Source organism: Kitasatospora sp. A2-31 (assembly GCF_022288725.1).
Taxonomy (GTDB): Bacteria; Actinomycetota; Actinomycetes; order Streptomycetales; family Streptomycetaceae; genus Kitasatospora.
In genome coordinates, this window is the sequence record NZ_JAKNTA010000002.1 from 536,252 (window position 1) to 552,665 (window position 16,414).

A 16,414-nucleotide genomic window follows, 5' to 3' on the forward strand; every position below is an offset into this window, starting at 1 on the left:
TCATCCGATGAACGAGAGTGTTCTGGCCGGACGTACCGCCCTGGTGACCGGGTCGTCCCGGGGGCTTGGCCTGTTGATCGCCGGCGAACTCGCGAACCGCGGTTGCCGGGTGATGCTCTGCGGCCGGGACGAGCTGGCGCTGGAGCGGGCCCTCCGCAACCTGCGCGGCCGGCCCGGCGACGTCGCCGCGACGGCCTGCGACCTGGCCGACCCGCAGGCGCCGAGCCGCCTGCTCGCCGCCGTCCGGGACCGCTTCGGCGCCGAGGTGGACCTCCTGGTCAACAACGCCGGCCTGATCCAGGTCGGACCGGTCTCGGCCATGCAGGAGCAGGACTTCCGGCGGGCGCACGAGCTGATGACCATGGCGCCGCTGCGCCTGGTCCAGGCGGTGCTGCCCTCGATGCGGGCCCGCGGCGCGGGCTCGATCGTCATGATCGCCTCCATCGGCGGCCGGATCCCGGCGCCGCACCTGCTGCCGTACGTGGCGGCCAAGTTCGCGTTGACCGGGCTCTCCGAGGGGCTCGGCGCGGAGCTGGCGCAGTACGGGATCCGGGTCACGACCGTGCTGCCGGGGCTGATGCGCACCGGCTCGCACACGGCCGCGGAGTTCGCCGGGCGGGCCGGCAGCGAGTACGCGTGGTTCGCCACCGCCGCGTCGCTGCCGCTGGTGTCGATGGACGCCGGGCGGGCGGCCCGCCGGATCGTCCGGGCGATCGAGGCCGGCCGCCGCGAACTGGTGCTCACCCCGCTCGCCAAGGCCGCCGTGCTCGCCCACGGGATCGCGCCGGCCACCACCGACCGGCTGCTCGGCCTGACGGCGCGGCTCCTGCCGTCGGCCGGCAGCGCTCCCGAGCACGGCGTGCCCGGTGTCCGGGCGGCGGCCCGGCACCGGCGGGGCGGCCCGGTCCACCGGCTCACCGTCCTCGGGCGCCGCGCCGGCCGGGCGCACAACGAGCCCACGGCGTCCTGAGGGACATGCCGAGTCCTGTGGAGACCCGCGCCGCCCGGCCGGTCGCCGGCTCGTAGCCGTCGGCCGGCGCCCCGGCCCGTCGGTCCTCGCCGTAGCCGTCGGCCGGTGCCCCGGCCCGCCGGTCCATGCGAAGGCCATCTTCCGCCCCCGAGGGAGCCCGCGGGTCCCGCGGTCCGTCTGAGCGCCCGAAGGCACCCGAAGGCACCGGAAGGCAGGGGTCCGCCTGTGGCTGATGCCAGGTCATGGGGCAGGATGGCAGTCCGTTCGGAGTGCGTACGTTCGCTCCGACGGGTTGCGCACGAACACGACCTGACAGGCGACAAGGTGACCACACAGCACATACGGCGGCCGGCGCCGGCCCGTTCCTCCTCCCTCCACGTCGCGGGGGCGGGACGGTGACCCGGGATCTGGTCCTGCACGACTGGGTGGTGGCCGGCATCGCGCTGGCCTCCGGCTGCGTGGCCGGTCTGGTGCTGCGGGCTCTGATGAAGTGGCTGGGCAAGCACGCGAGCAGGACGAAGTGGAGCGGCGACGACATCATCGTCGACGCGCTGCGCACCATCGTCCCCTGGGCGGCCGTGATCGCCGGGGCCGCGGTGGCCGCTTCGGCCCTGCCGCTCACCGCACGGACGGGGGGACTGGTCGACCAGTCGCTCACGGCGGTGCTCATCGTCATCGCGACGCTCAGCGCGGCCCGGGTGGTGTCCGGGCTGGTGCAGTCGGTGGCCGCCTCCCGGACGGGCGTCGCGGCGTCGGCGACCATCTTCGTCAACATCACCCGGGTCGTGGTGCTGGCGATGGGCGTCCTGGTGGCGCTGGAGACCCTCGGGGTGTCCATCGCCCCGCTGGTCACCGCCCTCGGCGTGGGCGGTCTCGCGGTCGCGCTGGCGTTGCAGGACACCCTCGCCAACCTCTTCGCAGGTGTGCACATCCTCGCCTCGAAGACGGTGCAGCCGGGCGACTACATCCGGCTCACCAGCGGGGAGGAGGGGTACGTCGTCGACATCAACTGGCGCAACAGCGTGGTGCGCAACCTGTCGAACAACCTGGTGATCATTCCCAATGGCCGCCTGGCGCGGACGAACATGACGAACTACTCCCAGCCGGAGCAGAAGCTGTCGATCCTGGTCCAGGTCGGGGTCGGTTACGACAGCGACCTGGAGCACGTGGAGAAGGTCACCCTCGACGTCGTCGACAGCGTGATGGCCGACATCAGCGGCGGGGTGCCCGACCACGAGGCCGCCGTCCGCTTCCACACCTTCGCGGACTCCAGGATCAACTTCACGGTGGTCCTGGGGGTCGGCGAGTTCAGCGACCAGTACCGGATCAAGCACGAGTTCATCAAGCGCCTGCACCAGCGGTACCGGACGGAGGGGATCTCGATCCCCGCGCCCACGCGCACGGTCACGTTCCAGCAGGACGGCGCCGACGCACCGTCCTCCCGACCCCCGCTGCCGCACCGGTGGGACGCGTCCTCCGAAGCGGCGGCGGACCGGCGGTAGCCGCCGCGGGGCCCTGGGCGGTCCGGTCCGGACCGCTCTGCGAGGCGGGTTGCAGGGCCTGCGCCCGGATCCGGCCGGCCGGTCAGTCGAGATCGTTCTTGTGGACGACGCCGCCCTTGACGATGAGGCGCAGGCTGCGTTCGGGGTCGGCGAGGACGGACAGGTCGGTGGTCGGGTCGCCGTCGACGACCAGGAGATCGGCCCATGCTCCCGGCGTGACGACGCCGAGCGGCGCCGCGCGGTAGGGATCGCGGCGCCCGGACATGCGGAAGAGCTCCGCATTGCCCGAGGTGGCCAACTTCAGCGTCTCCACCGGGCTCAGGTACTTGCCGAGCCGGACGAGCATCCGGATCTGCCGGTCGGCCTGCGCAGGGTCGAACACCAGGTCGGTGCCGAAGGCGAGCCGGACACCGTGCCGCAGTGCCCAGCCGAAGGTGCGGGCGACGCCCTCGCACACCTCCCGGTTCTTGTGGGCGCTGTCCGGGGAGGCGTAGTGGTGGTCGTCGACCTCGAACGGCTGGGTGCTCAGCCACACGCCCCTCTCGGCGAGGTGGCGGACGGTGTCCTCGTCCATGAGGTGCCCGTGCTCGATGCAGCGCACCCCGGCGTCCACGGCGCGGCGTACACCCTCGGAGGTGTAGACGTGCGCGGTCACGTACGTGCCCCAGTCGGCGGCTGCGGCCACGGCGGCCTCCAACTCCGCGGCGGTGAACTGCAGAACGTCCAGCGGGTCGAACTCCGAGACGACGCCGCCGCCGGCCATCACCTTGACCTGCGCCGCACCCTTCCTCAACTGCTCGCGCACTGCGGCGAGCACCCGTTCCGGCCCGTCGGCCACCCGGGTGAAGCCGATCTCCTCGGTGCGGGCCTGCCGACCGCCGAACGCGGTCGGGGTGTCGTGGACGGCCCCGAAGTCGCCGTGCCCGGAGGTCTGGGAGACTGCGGCCTGGCTCGGGTAGATCCGCGGGCCCGGGAACAGCCCTCGGTCGAGGACGCGTCGCAACGGCTCGGTGTCACCGGCCATGTCCCGGACCGTGGTGAAGCCGCGCATCAGCATGTCACAGGCCGAGGCCAGAGCCTGGTAGTAGACGGTGCCGGTCGGCGCGAGCCGGAGGTCCGCCATGGTGCCGCCGATCGCGAACAGGTGGACGTGCGCGTCGGTGAGCCCCGGGATGAGCGTGCGGCCCCCGCCGTCGAGCACCGTCGCCCCCGGGGCGATGCGCGGGCGCGGGGCGTCCAGCACCACCTCCGCGATCCTGTCCCGCTCGACACGGACGTGTCCCGGCACGGCCTCGTCGCTGATCCCGTCGAAGACGCGCACGTTGGTCACCAGCAGCCCGGCCCCGGAGTGGTCGACATCCATGCCGCCATCCTCGATCGGCCGAGCGGCCCCGGCCAGGGGGCACACGGAGGTCGCCGGGGGCCGCACCCCAGTGGAGGAGCGCGTGGAGCTGCTACGCGTTGCCGTCCGAATCGGCTGCCGTGAACGCGGCCACTGCACGGATCACGCCGGCGGAGGCGGGCGCCCGTAGGCAGGGCCCGGGAATCCGCCGCGGCCGGCCCGCGGCCGAGCCGGGTGCCGTAGCCCGTCGGTTGATCCACTACGCTGATCCGCCGGGACCGGGCCGAGTGTGGCGCCGGGCGGCCAGGGGGCCGGCGGTGCTGCCACCGGGCGGGGCGCGGACGGGCGAACGCAGGCAGGAACGGGGGGACAGTCGTGGCGGGTTACACGGTCAGACCGGACGAGCTGGACGGTGCCGGCAAGGCGGGCAAGGAGGTCGCCGGGCAGCTGCGCGGGGAGCTCCCGGCCTATACGCAGGAGCACTACTCGGATCCGAAGAGCGCGGATGCGCCGAGCAACGGGTTGTACGGCTGGAAGGTCGGCACCGCCGCCGACCGTTGCTGGGACGTCTGGCACACCCACCTGACCAAGCTGGCCGGCCAGCTCGAGGGCGCGGCGGGCAACCTGATCACCACCGCCGAGAACTACCGCAAGGCCGAGCAGACCGGCGTCCTCCGGCTCGACGGCACGCCCGGGGGTGGGCAGTGAGCGAGGACGTGTACTGGAACAAGCTGCTCTCCGCCGACGTCGGCCACCTGCACGCCGCGGCCGACCGGTGGGAGTCCGTCGCGCAGAAGCTGACCCATCACGCCGCCGATTGGCGGGTCAAGACCCACCAGCGGGTGCTCGACTCCGGCTGGACCGGCGACGCGGCCAGCGCGGCGGAGACGCAACTCGGTCTGCTGGAAGGTCAGTTGAAGAACTGTCAGCAGGAGCTCGAAAGCATTCGGCTGCGGTTCCGCGATGCCGCCGACGAACTCCTGCTCCTGAAGGCCGAGCAGACCACGCTGAAGCGCGACTGCGAGGCCCAGGGCTTCTGGCTGTTCGAGTCGAACGGTCGGTTGCCCCAGGTCCGCATCACGATGGAGGACGAGGCGAGCGGCTCCCCGGGCATGGTGGGCAACGACCCGGAGTTCCAGCGGCAGCTGAGCGCGCTGAAGGCCAAGCGCCCGGAGGTCGAGCAGCGGATCAAGGAGTTCGACGAGCGGATCCAGAACTTCGACGAGCGCTGGGCGAGCAGCATCGACCACCTCGCCGACGTGGGCCAGAAGGACACGGTCGACGACCGGACCGCGTCCGACGACCTCCTCCACAGCCAGGGGAACAGCGTCATCCCGGCCGGCATCCAGGAGAACAGGGATCCGAAGGCCTCCGCGGACTGGTGGAACTCGCTGCCCGAGAGCACCCGCCGGCAGCTGCTCGAGGACTTCCCGGGCGTGATCGGCAACACCGACGGCATCCCGGCACGGGACCGCGACGCCGCGAACCGGCTCTACCTCCCGCAACTGCGTGACCAGATGGCCGCCCAGCTGGCCGGCGGGCACCCCGACCCCGGGGTGACGCAGACCAAGCTGGACGGGCTGAACGCCCTGCAGAAGCAGCTCGACACGCCGACCAACCCGCCGATGATGCTGCTCGGGGTAGGGGGAAGAGGCCCGATCGTGTCCTACGGGGACCCCGACCAGGCGACGAACATCGCCAGCTACGTCCCGTCCAAGGGCGGACTGGACGAGACCTTCGTCAACGGCGACCTCGGCTACGGGCGCCAACTCGCGGTGGCCGCCCACCAGGCCGATCCCAAGGCCTCCACCGCCACCGTCGTCTGGTTGAACTACGACGCGCCGCCCCGGGTGGCCGGCACCTCGATCTCGATGACCGGCGGCTCCGGCGGGGGCGACGACGGCAGCCAGCCGTTCGGCCAGTTCCAGACCGGCCTGAAGGTCACCCACGACGGCGGGCAGCCCAACCTCACGGCGATCGGCACCGGCGACCACAACGGCACGCTGATGGGCGCGACCCAGGGCACCGGCTGGTCGGGCAACACCGTGGTGACCGGTGACAGCGGCTGGTCGGAGGACATGGACGTGAAGAACGTCGCGCTGCGAACCGCCGCCGACGCCGACCTCGGCGACCCCGCCACCCTCAAGGCCACCGCCAACGTGGTCACCGGTCACGCCGACCGCAACAAGCCGATGGCGCCGAGGTGAACGGGGGTCGGGCGGTGGCCCGGGAGAACCACGCGGTCGAGGACCAGGCGGGTGCCGCGAACCGCTGCGAAGCCCTGCTCCAGCACACTCTGGACGCGGTCCGGCCCGCGGTGACCTGGCAGCACGGCGTCCCGACCGCCGGCGAGGTGATGCCCGGCCGCGGGACGCCGGACGGCCCCGCCCGGTGGTACGTCAGCCGCAACCGCAACATCCTGACGGTGATCTCGCCGGCTCGGCGCGGCGCCCTGCTCGGCGTGGTGGAGCGGCACTGGCGGCGCAGCGGATACACCATCAGCTCGGTCAACGCGGACCACGAGATGCCCGGGCTCTACGCCACCGCCGCGGACGGCTACCGCCTGGCGCTGGACTTCGGCAGCGCGGGCAACGCCTATGTGACGGCCACCTCGCCCCCGGTCGCCCCGGCCGAGCGGATCAGCCACCCGCCGGGCACTCCGGGCATCGCCCGGTACCCGGGCGGCCACGCGGACCTGGCGCCGGTGCCCTCTGTGTTCTGCCCGTTCTGGTCGGTCCGCGACGGCGTCTGAGGCGCAGTGATCGGCCCGGCACCCGGTCCACGGTCCCCGGTCCACGGTCCCGGCTCACCGCGAGTGACCGCGGACCGGGTGCTGCGTCCGAGGGCCGGGAGGGGCTACCCCCGCGGCACGGCGAAGTGGATCAGCCCGGCGGTCCCCGGGCGCAGCCGCGGCCAGGGCGCTGCCGTCGCGAGCACTGCGACGGCGCTGGTGGGGAACTTCTCCCGGATCCGGTCCAGGTCCGCGTCACGGGCCGCGGCGCCGGGGGCCGCGGGGTCGCGGTCGGCCAGTGCCAGCACCAGCTCCGCCAGGACGGGCTGGTGACCGACCAGCAGGACCGTCCCCACCGTGGGTGCCACCTCGCGCAGCACGTCGACCAGGCCGTCCGCGTCGGCCTCGTACACCCGGGGGTCGTGGACGACCGGCGGCACCTGCGGCCACTGGGAGGAGGCCAGCTCCCAGGTGGCGGCGGCCCGTCGGGCGGGCGAGCAGATCGCCCGGTCCGGCACCAGCTCGTGGTCGAGCAGCCAGCGCCCCGCCGCCGGTGCGTCCCGGAGGCCGCGGGCCGCCAGGGGTCGCTCCACATCGGGGACGTCGGGCCACGCGGACTTCGCGTGCCGCACCACGATCAGCCGCCCCATACCCGTACCCCCGTCGTCAGATACGTGCCCGCGCCGTTCCGGCGATGCCCCTCCACCAGTAGGCCACTGCGATCGCCGGGTGCGCCAGCTCGGGGTGTGTTCGTCATCAGGACGAGGCTCAGGCGGTCGAGGGGGCACGCCGCGCCGACCGCAGTCGGGCAGGGCGCGCACCGCGTGGACGCCGTCGCGCCCGGCCGGTCGGGAAGTCCGGCCGGGCTGCGATCCGGTCCGGGTCCGGCCCTCTTGACCGGACCCGGACCGGACTCGGGTCGGAGTCAGACCCGTTCTCGGTGCGTGCCCGCGGTCAGGGCCCAGATCACGAAGACATCGATCGCGATCATGATGATGGACCAGAACGGGTAGTAGGGCAGCCACAGGAAGTTGGCGATCATGTTCAGGCCTGCGGCGATGACACCGAGGATCCGTGCCCACATCGCCCCGGTGAAGAGCATGAAGCCCGCCACCACGATGATGAGGCCCAGGATCAGGTGCAGCCAGCCCCAGCCGGTGACGTCGAACTTGTAGACGTAGTTGCCGGTGATGACATAACGGTCGTCGTTGACGATGGCGCCGATCCCCTGGAGGACGGCCATCGCCCCGCCGAAGATCATCAGGCAGGCCGCGAATGCGGTCCATCCGGTCGCGAACGGCTTCCGGCTGACGCCCGCCGATCCACTGCTGACGTTGCTGGCCATGCTCTGGCTCCCTCGGAGAGATGCGTCGCCCGTTTCCGGGCCACCCGGTCGGAGGCCTCCTCCACCAAAGTGCCACGACCGCGATACGGCTGCTACTCGGAGTTCGCACGCCCCGGCGCGTCGGCTCTGCGGGGATCGGTTCACCAGGCCCTCCACCAGGCCCTCCACCAGGCCCTCCACCAGGGCATCCACCAGGCCCTCCACCAGGGCATCCACCAGGCCCTCCACCAGGGCATCCGCCAGGGCATCCGCCAGGGCCTCCGCCAGGGCATCCGCCAGGGCCTCCGCCAAGGCCTCCACCGGGCCGTCCGCCGGACGTCCACCCGGGCGGCTCACTGTCCGTGCGGCCCCTGCGGCCGTTGCCTACGGTCGGACACGGCGCCCCGCACGGACGTCCCCGGCCTCGCACGAGGCGTGCGCTCCGGCCTCGTACGAGGCACGGACTCCCCGCCTCGTGCGAGGCACCACGCGCATGACGACACCTGGAGATGACCGGACATGCCCATTCCCTCCGAAACCCCCGTCCTCGACACCCTGATGGCCATGACCGCCGATTCGATCGAGCGGTGCGGCATGGCCCCCGACATGCTGATCCTCACCCGGATCGCCGCGCTGGCGGCGATGGACGCCCCGGCCGTGTCCTACCTGGCGCACGTCGAACCGGCGATGAGGGAGCACATGACCGCGCGCCAGCTGCAGGACGTGCTGGTCGCGATCGCGCCGATCGTCGGCACCGCCCGGGTGATGTCGGCCGCGACCCACATCACCGAGGCACTCGGTGTCGCCATCGCCGTGGCCGAGGCCGACGTCGAGAACGGGATGTAGGAAGCCGCCACCGGTCCGGCGCCACCCGGGCGCGTGAGTCCCGGGTGGCGCCGGACTCGCGGTGGCCGCGGGCCACGGCGTCGACCCTGCCCGCGGGCAGGCGCGGACGCCGACTCGCGGTCCACGCCCCGTACCCCACCCGAACCCGAGGGTGCCCTTGTCACCGGACCGCGTCAGGACCAAGCGATTCGATCCAGGACGCGAAGTCCGCGGACACCACATCGAAGTCCGCAGGATCCAGATCGCCCAGATCGGAGGAGAACACGGCGGAGTCCGGATCGTCGGCACGCAGGAGGAATCCGCGGCCACCACTGTCGTCGCCGATGAGGAGGAAACCCGGTGCGTACTGCGCCACTTCGTAGGTGGCGTTGCGTTCGCCGATGCACCCTGCCGGGTACACCGCTACGCCCGACCCGGTGAGCAGGCCGTCCCGCACGCTCCACAGCGCCACCAGCGGAGCCGGAAGGCTCATCGCAGTCTCGGCCCGCGCTCGCACCACATCACCCGGCGTTGCCGCCGTCGGCCCCGGAACCGACCCCACCACTGTGCACCCCTCCGAACGCGTTACGGCTGCCCCGACGAGCATCGGCACGGACACTGCCACCAGCCCCGCTCCGGAACAAGCCGGCCTTCCACCACCGGGCGGCGGCCCTCATCACGCTCGCGGTCTACGGCTGGAGTACCGGCCGCCGCCCGGCCCCCACCGCTGCCCTCCCACGGGCTCGTGATCATCGCACCCTGGCGTGCCTCCACCGTGATGAGGTGGCGTCAGGAAGGCCCGGCTCCCGGGCGCCATCGGGCCGTAGCCGGCTGCGGTGCGATCTGCGGATGGTGGCTGCACGGTCGGGGCGGACTCGTCGAAGAATTCGCTGCGAAATGAGTCCGGATGTGATCTGTGGTCATTCGAATCTCCTCCGTCGGGGCGAGGGACACATTCGGCCGGGGAAAGTCAATATTTACTTTCGCGGAATCGCTCTGCATAGTGTCGGGGCGAACCGAGAAGGGGGCTTTTCCTTGTCGCAGATCAGTGACAACGCTGCACAGCAGGTGGAACTGGAGCGGGCGCAGGTGTCCGTCATCGGCGAGCTCTTCGACGAGCGGCTCGCCGGGGCGCGGGCGCAGCTGGGGCGGGTGCTCGCGTCGTCGGCGGGCAGCGCGGGCGAGGTGTACGAGCGGGAACTGGCCGCGGGGCGGCTGGCGGGGGAGGTGCGCCGGCTGGAGGGAGCCGAGGGCGGGCTGGTCTTCGGCCGGATCGACCTGGCGGATGGGACGGAGCTGCGGATCGGGCGGCTGGGCCTGCAGCGGGACGAGGACGAACTGCCGGTGCTGGTGGACTGGCGGGCGGAGGCGGCCCGGCCCTTCTACGAGGCGACGCCGGCTCATCCGATGGGGCTGCGCCGCCGCCGTCACCTGAGCATGACGGGCCGCACGGTGGTGGGGGTGAGCGACGAACTGCTGGACGGCTCCGCTCCCACCGCCGGCGACGTCGTCGGTGACGGCCCGCTCGCGGCGGCCCTCCAGGCGCGGCGAACGGGGCGGATGGGGACGGCGGTCGCGACGCTCCAGGCCGAGCAGGACGCGATCGTCCGTTCGCCGCACCGCGGGGTGACGGTGGTGCAGGGCGGCCCGGGCACCGGAAAGACGGTGGTGGCGCTGCACCGTGCCGCGTACGTGCTGTACGCCTTCCCGAAGGCGGCCGACCGCGGCGTGCTGGTGCTGGGGCCGAACGCGCGGTTCCTCGACTACATCTCCCAGGTGCTGCCCTCGCTCGGGGAGAACGACGTCGTCCTGGCGACGTGCGAGGAGCTGGCCGGTGTCGTGCCGGGCGCCGGGGACGGGTTCGACGCCGCCCGCCTCAAGGGCGGGGCGCTCCTGGCGGGCGCACTGGCCGAGGTGGTCCGTTCGCAGCAGGCCCCGGGCGGGGAGTTCACGGTCCGGGTCGGGCAGGAGCTGGTCCGTCTGGAGGAGTGGGAGGTCGCCGAGGCGCGGAAGGCGGCGCAGGCGAGCGGTCTCGCGCACAACCCGGCGCGCCGGCTGTTCCTGGAGTCGCTGGTCGACGCCCTGACGGACACGCTGGCGCGCGGCATGGCCGAGACGCTGGAGCGCATCGACGCCGAGGTCGCGCAACTCACCGGGGTCGACCTCGACCGGTTGGCCGCACGGGACCTGCACAACCTCGGCATCGACGACGCGCCCGCCACCGGCGCCGAGGAGTTCGACGCCGACTCCGTCCGCGCCGCCCTCCTCGACGACGCGTACGTCGACCGCGCCGTCGAGGACCACTGGCCGCGGCTCGTGCCCGGAGACGTCGTCAGTGCCCTGCTGTCCGACGCCGATGCGCTGGCCGCGTACCTGCCGAAGCTCTCCGACGACGAGCGGGCCCTGCTGCTGCGTCCGCGCGGCGCGCCGTGGGCCGACGTGGACGTGCCGCTCCTCGACGAGGCGGCGAGCCTGGTCGACGGCCCGCCCGAGCAGGTCTTCGGACACGTCGTCGTGGACGAGGCGCAGGAGCTGACCGCCATGCAGTGGCGGATGATCGTGCGCCGGTGTCCGGGCAGGTCGATGACGCTGGTCGGCGACTTCGCGCAGGCGGGGCCGGCCACGGTCGCGCGGGACTGGAACGAGGCGCTCGAGGGGCACGTCGGCCGGCGCTTCGACCTGCGGACGCTGACCGTCAGCTACCGGGCCACGCAGGAGATCCTGGCCACCACCGGGGAGCTGCTGAGCCGGATCGCACCGGGCCAGCCGCCGGTCCGCTCGATCCGACACGGTGACGCGCCCCGGGCGGTCGCCACGGCACCGGAGCGGCTCGGCACCGATCTCCTCCGGGAGCTGCGGGCGCAGGCCGCCGCGTACCCGGGGGAGCTGTTCGGGGTGATCTGCGCGGACGGGAGGACGGAGGAGCTGGCGGCCGCGGGGGTCGAACGGTACGCCCGGCTGGTACCGGCCTCCGAGGCGCGCGGCCTGGAGTTCGACGAGGCCGTCGTGGTCGACCCGGACGGGATCGCCGCCGCCCGCCCCGCCGGCGAACGCGACCTCTACGTCGCCCTCACCCGCGCCACCAAGCGCCTGTGCACGATCACCCTCACCCCGGCCGGCACCTAGGTTCCGTCCGGGCGATCACGTACGGAGCCAGATGACGAGGGCGGCTGCGGTGACGGTTCCGAGGAGGACCTATCGGTGTGCCGGATGCCGCGCCTGCGCAGGTAGTCGCGGCACGGACCGTCGCTGTAACCCTTGTCGGCGCCAGGCTGTCGGGCCTCTTGCGGGGCCTGCCCGGACCCGTCCGCGAGACACGGATCTTCTCCAGCACGGGCTCGAACTGCGTGCAGTCCGCCCGCTGCCCCCCCGGTGATGACCAGGGACAGCGGGCGGCAGCGGCGTCCGCGCTCAGGTGGACCTTGGTGGTGAACCCGCCCCGCGAGCGGCCCAGTCCCTCGCCTCCTCCGCCGCCACCACCACCAAGCGGGCGACGAGGCTCTGCCACGGCGTCTCGTCCTGGTGTTCCCGGCCTGCCCCCCTTTACTGCCCGGTAGGAGGAGGCTCCTGTACCGGCCCTGCGCTCCCCCGCGGAAGCCGGGGCCGCGGCGCTTTCGGCCGCGCTTGCTGACGCAACACGAACAGCGTGCCCATGCCCAACAGGGTGGGGCCGGCGAACACCCCAGCGAGCGCCTCCTGACCATGCACCCCGACGTACACAGACGACCCCAACGTCAGCACACACAGCACGAAGCCGGCCCAGAGCCCCTGCGAGAACAGCCGATGGGCCCGTTGGTCCCGCAGCTCTTCGACTACCCTGGCGCGATCCTCGGCGCTGTACCTCACCGTGGCAGCGCGCGCCTCGGAATCCCGCAGACGCTCCTCCGCGGCGAGCCGTGCAACGAGCAATCGCTCCTCGGCCTCGCGCTCCGCAATCCGCCGCCGCTCCTCAGCCTCCAACTGGGCTGCATGCCGGCGCTCGCGAGCCTCGATCGCCATCTTCTCCTGGTGGCGCTCATGTGCCCGCTGAACGGTCGCCTCAATGAGCTTGATTGCGAGGTCGTACCGTTCCGGTGGGAAGTCCTTCAAGGCTGCAAGGTAGTCTCGAATGGAGATTTCGCCCTCATCCGAAGCCGTCATGGAGCCCCCTCCTCGCCGGACTGCCCCGACTCCAGCTGCGCCATAACCTTCTTCAACGCCTCGGTGAGGTCCCTGGCGGCCTCGGCACCCACGTCCCCAGAACCTTCCAGCGCGGCAAGCCGCCGCTGTCTTTCGCTGCCAGGCGGCCGCGGGTCGGGCCTCGCTGGGCCCTCCACCGCCCCGGGGGAGGTGAGCACGTCCTCGTTGCCGCGTGGGACAACGGAACTGCTACCCGGGGCCGCGGCGACCTGGTGGACGTCACCGCTTGCTGCCACCGCGCCGTCACCACTGGCCCTCACGTCGCTGACGGGATCGGTATGCACAGTCACGTCGCGCCCCAGAAGAACCAGCCGAGAGGCGGCTGAGCCCCCAACAGCCACGCCCGTGACAAGACCTCCCACGGCGACCGGACGCCGCAAGGCAGATCTAGGCGAGCGCCACCGATGGACAAGGCGATGAAGCCATACACCCAGGTAACTGGCAGCGACAGCACCAACCGTCGAGGCCAAGCCAGCAATGAGAACCGCCCACACCGCCACCACCCCCTCGGTTGCGCCCAGCGTCGCATTCACCGTAGGGCACAGAGGGTCTCAACGCTGCCATCTCGTCCAGATCCGGGAGTGCACGATCGCGATCACCGAGGCAGTGGCCGAAACCCCTCGCCGCGACCCGGCGCCAACCGGCGGCGAGCTGTTGGACTGGTGGCGGGGGTCAGAGACGGCGCATGACGGGCGATGACCTCGCCGAGGATGGGCGGTCTCACCCAGACCTCGCCGTTCTCCCATTTGAGGCGCTTGACGGTGCCTCGCCGTCGACCGTGGCGGCGACGATGTCACCGTTTGCGGCGCCCGGTGGGCGTCGGACGGTGACCCAGTCACCGTCGCAGATGGCCGCCTCGATCATCGAGTCACCGCCCACTTGAAGTCAGCGGGTTCGCGGGATCTCGCACTACCGTCCGCCGAACTGGATGGCCGGACACGCTCGATAGGAGCAGAGACCGCCCGCTTGTGGCTGCTGCCGTGCCCGATCGGAGGCGGCGGCGGGACCGGTAACTCCTTCGAAGCGTGAGGCACTCCGCGGATCACCGCGTGCTCACGAGCAGTCCCAGTGGTGGTCCACTGGACGGTCCGGGCACGACCTGCACTCGAAGATGTAGACGCCGCCCGCGTCCCCGAACATCACCTGAGCGGGACTGTGCGCCCCACGGCCCCCGGTGGCGTCCCGGCGCTCCTCGCCGGTCTCGCCGTCGCGGTCCTCCAGCGGGAGCCAGGTGCGGTACGACAGGCCGTCGTACTCCCAACTGCTCACCGTCAGGAGGTGGTCTATCGTCTGTCCGCAGGTCGGGCAGTCCGGCCAGCAGGGTTCCTGGGTCCAGCTCGGGTATCCGCCGAGCTTGATCCCCGGGGCCTCGGCCAGGTGGTAGCTGTACCGCAGGCCGGTGCGGGCCTTCAGTTCCTCCATCCGGAACCACAGCTCCTCGCCCAGTTCCTCCAGCATGTCCCAGCTCGGGTAGTCGACCCCCGGCTCGGGGTGCAGGACGCACGGGGCCGGGATGCTGTCCTTGGGCGCCGTGCTGACGGTCGACGGCGCGGTGTCGAGGACCGGGGCCACCGAGTCGGAGCTGCGCCAGACCACCCGGGGCGTCGGCTCCGGGCAGAGGTGGACGATGAACGGGCACCAGAGCACCTGGAGCAGGTCGGTCCCGGCGGGGAAGTCGCGTTGGGGCACGTCCCGTCGGTGGATCTGGACGACGGACACCATCGGCACCGGCCCCTCCGTGGCGGGTTGGCCCCACTCCCCCGGGTGGCTGGTGCTCGGGCAGAGCGGCCACGGCTCATCTGCGGGCCACAGCAGCGGCCCGCCGACCGAGCTCTCTGTCTGGGTGCCGTGCTTTCACCGCTTCACGGGCCGGCTGAGCCGAGGAGGAACGGCGCGGCCAGCAGTCTTTGGGTCCTCGGCCTCTTCGCGGTGATCGGGACCGAGATGAGCGCCCGACCTCTACTATGTGATCATGAAGGCTGGGGTGGGTGTGCGCGTTGTGAGGACTGTGTCAGGGGTCGGGGCCACGGTTCTGCTGGTGGGGGCTTTGGGGGGCTGCGGAGACGGTTCGCCGTCTCCCAAGGTCACTCCGACGGTAGTCGCCAGTTCCGCCAGTGCGGCACCGGGCTCATTGCGGCTGACCGCTCCGGAGTCTCTTCCCGGCGGCTATCGGGCCGAGGGCCCCGCCGATGTCCGCGCCGACCACCCGGCAAGTCCGCAGCCGGCCGGCTACGAAAGCTTCGACGGCAGCCTGGTGGCCAAGTACACCGCTGACTCCGGTGGCACCCTCACCATCGGCGGCGCCTGGGGTACCATCACGGATCCCGACATAGTGGCCACGTCCGCGATTGCCGGGATGCAGTCTCCGAGGGGCAAGTGGGCGGTGCCGCTCACCGACGTCGACGCGCGGGACCCGCACGACCCGCAGGGCCGGCTCAAGTGCGGAGTCTCGACCGAGGCACTACTCGTCGTGTCCATCTGCCTCTGGGCCGACCACTACACCGCAGGCTCTGTGGCCTTCCCGCCCTCGGCCGAAGGGAGCCCGACCACGCTCGACCAGGCTGACGCCGCCGACCGCGTCCGCCGCATCCGCGATGCCATGACGGTCCCCAAGTAGCCGCCGCACCGATCGCCTTGGCGTCTGGCCTCGGACCACGCTCGCACTGTGCCGGTTGTCGGTGAGTGCTGATACCTGTGGCAGGGTGACCAGCGACGACAAGGGCGCTAACCCGCTGAGGTTCAACATTGTGCTCGGACCGGAGAACGGCCCGTACGCGTGCCCGTGCTGCGGCTACCTGACCATCGAATCCCGCGGGGCGAACGAGACATGCCTCGTGTGCTACTGGGAGGACGACGGGCAGGACGAGCACGATCGCGACGAGGTCCGCGGCGGTCCGAACGGGGCACTGAGCCTTGCCGAGGCACAGCACAACTACGAGACGATCGGCGCTTGTGCGCCTCAGTGGGTCAGGTACGTTCGCGCGCCCTTCCCCGAGGAACGGAAGTACAAGGACCCGGAGTATCGCTGGCTCTAGAAGGCTGGACGATCCGCCTAGGCCAGGGTCGGGGCTCGGTGCCCCGGCGAATCAGAGGCGGCGTAGGACGGCGACGACCTTGCCCAGGATGGTGGCGTTGACGCCGTTGATCGGCTCGTACGCGGGGTTGTGCGGCATCAGCCGGATCCGGCCGTTTTCGCGCTTGAGGCGCTTGACGGTGGCTTCGCCGTCGATCATCGCGGCCACGATGTCGCCGTTCTCGGCGACCGGCTGGCGTCGGACGACGACGGTGTCGCCGTCGGTGATGGCCGCTTCGGTCATCGAGTCGCCGCCCACTTCCAAGACGGACAGCTGTCCGCGGCAGACGAGGCGGCGGGGCAGGGTGAGCTGGTCCTCGACGTGCTGCTCGGCGCGGATCGGGGCGCCGGCGGCGATGCGGCCGGCCGGCGGAACAGTGCCGGCGGAGGGTTCCGGCAGGACAGGGGTGGCGCGACGTGGTCCTCGCGCACGCCGTAGGCGCAGGGGCGGTTCGGGTCGCGGTGCAA

Annotated in this window: 15 protein-coding genes and 3 pseudogenes; 9 read left to right on the plus strand and 9 right to left on the minus strand. The window is 72.0% G+C overall.

All coding sequences use genetic code 11. The annotated features are described in order from the left end of the window. The first annotated feature begins 7 nt into the window (after positions 1-7). Together MCM47_RS07205 and MCM47_RS07210 are read left to right on the plus strand one after the other, a co-directional pair. The gene (locus MCM47_RS07205) at positions 8-970 is read left to right on the plus strand and encodes an SDR family oxidoreductase (protein ID WP_238859606.1); all 963 of its coding nucleotides are present in this window, start codon (positions 8-10) and stop codon (positions 968-970) included. A gap of 395 nt (positions 971-1,365) precedes the next feature. Further along, positions 1,366-2,472, plus strand: coding sequence for a mechanosensitive ion channel family protein (locus tag MCM47_RS07210; RefSeq protein WP_238859608.1), 1,107 nt, complete (start codon positions 1,366-1,368; stop codon positions 2,470-2,472). Positions 2,473-2,554: 82 nt separating this feature from the next. On the opposite strand, the gene MCM47_RS07215 is transcribed toward MCM47_RS07210, so the two are convergent. Next, positions 2,555-3,835, minus strand: a complete 1,281-nt coding sequence (locus MCM47_RS07215) for an amidohydrolase family protein (protein ID WP_238859611.1) — start codon at positions 3,833-3,835, stop codon at positions 2,555-2,557. A gap of 354 nt (positions 3,836-4,189) precedes the next feature. Here MCM47_RS07215 and MCM47_RS07220 point away from each other — a divergent pair, with 354 nt between their 5' ends. From MCM47_RS07220 to MCM47_RS07230, 3 genes are read left to right on the plus strand one after another with little or no spacing between them, the layout of a single operon-like run. Then, the gene (locus tag MCM47_RS07220) at positions 4,190-4,522 is read left to right on the plus strand and encodes a type VII secretion target (RefSeq protein ID WP_238859613.1); all 333 of its coding nucleotides are present in this window, start codon (positions 4,190-4,192) and stop codon (positions 4,520-4,522) included. Next, positions 4,519-6,021, plus strand: a complete 1,503-nt coding sequence (locus MCM47_RS43185; protein WP_238859615.1) for an alpha/beta hydrolase — start codon at positions 4,519-4,521, stop codon at positions 6,019-6,021. The genes MCM47_RS07220 and MCM47_RS43185 overlap by 4 nt, the downstream gene beginning before the upstream one ends. Next, positions 6,018-6,566 (plus strand): hypothetical protein, encoded by a 549-nt coding sequence (locus tag MCM47_RS07230; RefSeq protein WP_238859616.1) that lies wholly within the window; start codon positions 6,018-6,020, stop codon positions 6,564-6,566. The genes MCM47_RS43185 and MCM47_RS07230 overlap by 4 nt, the downstream gene beginning before the upstream one ends. 104 nt (positions 6,567-6,670) lie before the next feature. On the opposite strand, the gene MCM47_RS07235 is transcribed toward MCM47_RS07230, so the two are convergent. After that, positions 6,671-7,195, minus strand: a complete 525-nt coding sequence (locus MCM47_RS07235; protein ID WP_238860046.1) for a histidine phosphatase family protein — start codon at positions 7,193-7,195, stop codon at positions 6,671-6,673. A gap of 275 nt (positions 7,196-7,470) precedes the next feature. Beyond that, a complete protein-coding gene (locus tag MCM47_RS07240) occupies positions 7,471-7,890 on the minus strand; it encodes a hypothetical protein (protein WP_238860047.1) in 420 nt (139 codons plus the stop codon). 498 nt (positions 7,891-8,388) lie between these two features. Between MCM47_RS07240 and MCM47_RS07245 the strand changes: the two genes are divergently transcribed. Further along, complete coding sequence (locus MCM47_RS07245; protein WP_238859617.1) at positions 8,389-8,715, plus strand: carboxymuconolactone decarboxylase; 327 nt, start codon at positions 8,389-8,391, stop codon at positions 8,713-8,715. Between the two features lie 160 nt (positions 8,716-8,875). On the opposite strand, the gene MCM47_RS07250 is transcribed toward MCM47_RS07245, so the two are convergent. Beyond that, complete coding sequence (locus MCM47_RS07250; RefSeq protein ID WP_238859618.1) at positions 8,876-9,319, minus strand: hypothetical protein; 444 nt, start codon at positions 9,317-9,319, stop codon at positions 8,876-8,878. A 410-nt stretch (positions 9,320-9,729) separates the two neighbouring features. On the opposite strand from MCM47_RS07250, the gene MCM47_RS07255 reads away from it, so the two are divergent. After that, a complete protein-coding gene (locus MCM47_RS07255) occupies positions 9,730-11,820 on the plus strand; it encodes an AAA family ATPase (RefSeq protein WP_238859619.1) in 2,091 nt (696 codons plus the stop codon). Positions 11,821-11,900: 80 nt separating this feature from the next. Here the strand turns inward: MCM47_RS07255 and MCM47_RS07260 are convergent. From MCM47_RS07260 to MCM47_RS07275, 4 genes and pseudogenes are all read right to left on the minus strand, one after another. Continuing rightward, positions 11,901-12,148 (minus strand): annotated as a pseudogene (locus MCM47_RS07260) (transposase); the annotation flags it as partial. 89 nt (positions 12,149-12,237) lie between these two features. Beyond that, positions 12,238-12,834, minus strand: a complete 597-nt coding sequence (locus MCM47_RS07265; RefSeq protein WP_238859620.1) for a hypothetical protein — start codon at positions 12,832-12,834, stop codon at positions 12,238-12,240. A gap of 730 nt (positions 12,835-13,564) precedes the next feature. After that, positions 13,565-13,758: pseudogene (locus tag MCM47_RS07270) on the minus strand (LexA family protein); the annotation flags it as partial. A gap of 168 nt (positions 13,759-13,926) precedes the next feature. After that, a complete protein-coding gene (locus MCM47_RS07275; protein ID WP_374209083.1) occupies positions 13,927-14,601 on the minus strand; it encodes a DUF1963 domain-containing protein in 675 nt (224 codons plus the stop codon). Between the two features lie 526 nt (positions 14,602-15,127). Here MCM47_RS07275 and MCM47_RS07280 point away from each other — a divergent pair. Then, a complete protein-coding gene (locus tag MCM47_RS07280) occupies positions 15,128-15,490 on the plus strand; it encodes a hypothetical protein (RefSeq protein WP_238859621.1) in 363 nt (120 codons plus the stop codon). A gap of 85 nt (positions 15,491-15,575) precedes the next feature. Next, positions 15,576-15,908, plus strand: a complete 333-nt coding sequence (locus MCM47_RS07285; RefSeq protein ID WP_238859623.1) for a CPCC family cysteine-rich protein — start codon at positions 15,576-15,578, stop codon at positions 15,906-15,908. 51 nt (positions 15,909-15,959) lie between these two features. Here the strand turns inward: MCM47_RS07285 and lexA are convergent. Continuing rightward, positions 15,960-16,414, minus strand: a pseudogene (lexA, locus tag MCM47_RS07290) (transcriptional repressor LexA); the annotation flags it as partial.

Excerpts from the sequence above, each read along its gene's own strand:
- MCM47_RS07205 (WP_238859606.1), top strand. The coding sequence starts at position 8 with ATGAACGAGAGTGTTCTGGCCGGACGTACCGCCCTGGTGACCGGGTCG.
- MCM47_RS07215 (WP_238859611.1), bottom strand. The coding sequence starts at position 3,835 with ATGGATGTCGACCACTCCGGGGCCGGGCTGCTGGTGACCAACGTGCGC.
- MCM47_RS07235 (WP_238860046.1), bottom strand. The coding sequence starts at position 7,195 with ATGGGGCGGCTGATCGTGGTGCGGCACGCGAAGTCCGCGTGGCCCGAC.
- MCM47_RS07240 (WP_238860047.1), bottom strand. The coding sequence starts at position 7,890 with ATGGCCAGCAACGTCAGCAGTGGATCGGCGGGCGTCAGCCGGAAGCCG.
- MCM47_RS07245 (WP_238859617.1), top strand. The coding sequence starts at position 8,389 with ATGCCCATTCCCTCCGAAACCCCCGTCCTCGACACCCTGATGGCCATG.
- MCM47_RS07265 (WP_238859620.1), bottom strand. The coding sequence starts at position 12,834 with ATGACGGCTTCGGATGAGGGCGAAATCTCCATTCGAGACTACCTTGCA.